General features: G+C 75.5%; 4 protein-coding genes. 3 read left to right on the top strand and 1 reads right to left on the bottom strand.

From position 1 onward, the window contains the following. The first annotated feature begins 121 nt into the window (after positions 1 to 121). Both AB0F81_RS47755 and AB0F81_RS47750 read left to right on the top strand, forming a co-directional pair. On the top strand, positions 122 to 1,312 hold the full coding sequence (locus AB0F81_RS47755) for an ROK family transcriptional regulator (protein ID WP_360210479.1): 1,191 nt from the start codon (positions 122 to 124) through the stop codon (positions 1,310 to 1,312). A 357-nt stretch (positions 1,313 to 1,669) separates the two neighbouring features. Further along, the gene (locus AB0F81_RS47750) at positions 1,670 to 2,503 is read left to right on the top strand and encodes an isocitrate lyase/phosphoenolpyruvate mutase family protein (RefSeq protein WP_360210477.1); all 834 of its coding nucleotides are present in this window, start codon (positions 1,670 to 1,672) and stop codon (positions 2,501 to 2,503) included. Here AB0F81_RS47750 and AB0F81_RS47745 read toward each other — a convergent pair. Next, positions 2,463 to 2,939: a MarR family transcriptional regulator gene (locus tag AB0F81_RS47745; RefSeq protein WP_360210475.1), complete on the bottom strand. Its 477-nt coding sequence runs from the start codon at positions 2,937 to 2,939 to the stop codon at positions 2,463 to 2,465. The genes AB0F81_RS47750 and AB0F81_RS47745 overlap by 41 nt on opposite strands. A gap of 54 nt (positions 2,940 to 2,993) precedes the next feature. On the opposite strand from AB0F81_RS47745, the gene AB0F81_RS47740 reads away from it, so the two are divergent. Next, positions 2,994 to 3,366: hypothetical protein (locus tag AB0F81_RS47740; RefSeq protein ID WP_360210473.1), on the top strand; the 373-nt coding region annotated here is incomplete at its 3' end.

Below are 3,366 nucleotides of genomic sequence, written 5' to 3'. Positions count from 1 at the left end.
GCCGGGGGGCGGGGGCCCTGCCGGCCCCCCGCCCCGCCGGCCGCCCCGCGGGGGGGGGCGGCCGCCCCCCCCCGCCCCCCGCGACGACAAGAGAGAGGAACGCGTCGGCGATGATGGTCCGGTGATCGAACGCCCGGATGCCATGCAACGCGTGCGGCGCGCGCACACCGAGACCCTGCTGGCTCAGCTGCGCAGCGCCGGACCGCTCAGCCGCGCCGAGCTGATCCGGCTGACCGGCCTGTCACGCACCACGCTGTTCGACATCATCGGCGACCTCATCGCCCGCGGCGTCATCATCGAACGCGAGCCCGAGCTGACCGGCCAGCGTGGCCGCGGCCGGCCGTCCTCGACCGTCAGCCTCAACCCGTCCGCCGGCCGGATCATCGGCATCGACCTGGCCCGCGCCGGCATCACCGTGGTCGTCGCCACGCTCAGCCACGACATCCTGGCCCGCGGCACCCGCGCCGTGGCGCTCACCGCGGGACCGGCCCGGCGGGCCGACGCGGCCGCCAGGTTGATCGACGATCTGGTCCGCGAGCACGCGATCGATCTGCGGGCCCTGGAGGCTATCGGGATCGGGTTGCCCGGCCTGCTGACCGGCCGGGGCCGTGCCGCCGACGGCAACTCCGCCGGCGCGGCCAAGCAGATCAGCGCCCGGATCCACGAGCGGTACGGCGTCACCGTGACCGCCGACAACAACTCCCGGCTGGCCGCGTTGGCGGAAGGCACCTGGGGCGCGGCACGTGGCGTGCGCGACGCCGTGTACGTGCGGTGGGGCGACGGCGTGGGCGGCGGTTTCATCGTCGATGGCCAGCTGGCCCGGGGCGCGCACGGCGCCGCCGGCGAGATCGGCCACGTCAGCGTCGAGGCCGACGGCGATCCGTGCCCGTGCGGCGGCCGGGGCTGCCTGGAGCTGCACATCCGCCCGGCCGCCCTGATCGAGCAGTGTGCCCGCCGTGGCGTCACCGTACGCGATCCGGCCGACCTGGTGGCGCAGGCTCATGCCGGCGAGCCGGCCGTGCGGGAGGTGGTGCACCGCGCCGCGGCTCTGCTCGGCCGGGTCCTGGCGGGGGCGGTGGTGCAGCTCGACCCGGGCCGGATCGCGATCGGGGGTGTCATGGCCCAGGCGGGCGACACGATCCTGGAGCCGGTGCGCGCCGAGATCGCCCGGCTGGCGATCCCCCGCCACCCGCGGCACGTCGAGGTCGTGACGGCGCAGTTCGGCGACGAGGGCGGCGCCATGGGCGCCGTCGCGGCCGCCTTGCGGCTCACCGCCTCCGAGTCTCTCCTGCCGGACCTGCCGTTGGCGTGACCGGCCGCGCGGAGCGTTCGCGCGGGATCCCCGGGCGGCCGGACCGGCCGCCGGGCCATGACATGCCGGTGGGCTCCGGGTTGCGGTCGCGGCCTTCGGCCAGCGCGGTCCGGGCGCGCGTGGCGAATTCGTAGTTGGCGCGGGTGTCGTTGTACGGCCACGACTCGCGCGCCACGGTGTCGCGGATGGCCTGTTCCTCGGCGGTGCACCGGCTGCGGTGTCGCATGACGCTGGCCCCTTCCTGTGACTCCTTACCCTCTGGTACGCCTGCGGGCCCGCTGCGGCTCAATGCCGCGGATGCCGTTGAGGACCGAAAACCGCCAGCCAAGCCGCCGGGGCACGCCCGAGGATGGCAGCGTGAACATCACCGAGAAGGCCCGCGCCCTGCGGGAACTGCACGACAAGCTGCTCGTCCTGCCGAACGCCTGGGACCCGGCGAGCGCGGCCCTCACCGTCCGGGCGGGCGCCGCCGCGGTGGCCACGACCAGCGGCGGCGTGGCCTGGTCGCTCGGCCGCTCCGACGGCGAGACGCTGAGCAGGGACGAGATGATGGGGGCGATCCGGCGCATCACCGCGGCCGTCGGTGTGCCGGTGACCGCCGATGTGGAGGGTGGCTACGGCCCGGCGCCCGCCGATGTGGCCGACACCGTCCGGGCGGTGATCGCGGCGGGCGCGGTCGGGGTGAACATCGAGGATTCGCACGCCGGTGCGCTGCGTCCCGCCGACGAGATGGCGCGGCGCATCCGGGCGGCCCGCGAGGCGGCGGCCGGCGCCGGACTGCCCGAGCTGGTGATCAACGCCCGTACCGACGTGTTCCTGTTCCAGGTCGGCGAGCCGGCCGGGCGGCTCGGCGACGTCCTGGCCCGCGCCGCCGCGTACGCCGAGGCGGGCGCCGACTGCCTGTTCGTGCCGGGGCTGCTGGATCTCGCGGCGCTCGCCGAGCTGACCGCGGTGTCCCCGCTGCCGGTCAACGCGATGGCCGGGCCGGGCGGTTTGGCAGTCGCCGAGCTGGCCGCCGCCGGAGTCCGGCGGATCAGTGTCGGCACCGCGATCGCCCAGGCCGCCTACGGCCTGGCCGAGCGGGCGGCCCGGGAGCTGCTGGAGTCGGGCACCTACGGCTCGCTCGATCGCGCGGTGAGCTATGCGGATCTCAACGACCTGCGGCCGGCCGGGAACGCGACGTCTCGATGAGCCGGGCGTGCCCGCGGTGCAGCCGGGCCAGCTGCTGAATCGTGTCGGTCACGAGCCGGCGTTGCTCGGGTGACAGCTCGCCGGCCGCCTGGCCGATCTCCTCGCCCAGCGGCCCCAGCTCGCGCAGCAGCGTCTCGCGGGCGTGCTCGGTGGCGGTCAGGGTCTGGCGGCGGCGGTCGTCCGGGTGTGGGTCGCGGCGGGCCCAGCCGGCCCGCTGCAGGCGGTCCACCAGGCCGGTCGCCGCGCCGGAGGTGAGGCCGAGCAGCCGGCCGAGCTCGACCGGGCCGAGTGGCTGCTCGGCGACGACCAGGTGTTTGAGGGCCAGGAAGTCACCGGAGCTCAGCCGCATCCGGCGGGCGATCGCGGCGTCCACCTCCGCGGCGGCGGCCGCCAGGTGATGCACCGCCCAGGCCAGCTCGTGCGGTTGCGCGTCCACGGCCACCATCCTACGTTAGCTTAGAAACTAAGCTACTTAGTTTCGGAGGTCAACGTGGACACGAAACGAACCCTCGCCCTGGCCGGCGCCTGCACGGCATTCCTCGCGGTGCCCAACCTCGGCGCGCTGCTCGGCCGGGGCGAGCAGACCGACCGGTACGACACGGCGATCACCCCACCCGACTACGCGTTCGCCGTCTGGGCGCCGATCTTCGCCGGATGCGCGGCGTCGACGCTCGGCCAGTGCCTGCCGGCCGGCCGCGGCGACCCGGTGAGCCGCCGGACCGGATGGCCCCTCGCCGGTGCGTACGCGGTGAACGCCGCCTGGTCGCTCGAACGAGGCGGCCACCGTCGCCGGCCGGGCCGTCATCGCGGTCCAGACCACCACCAACTCGGTGTCCCGGCTCGGCGCGTCCAGCCGGGAGATC

The organism is Actinoplanes sp. NPDC024001, from assembly GCF_040638955.1.
Classification (GTDB): domain Bacteria; phylum Actinomycetota; class Actinomycetes; order Mycobacteriales; family Micromonosporaceae; genus Actinoplanes.
The sequence above is the reverse complement of the archived record's forward strand: the minus strand, read 5'-3'. Positions and strand labels throughout refer to the sequence as shown.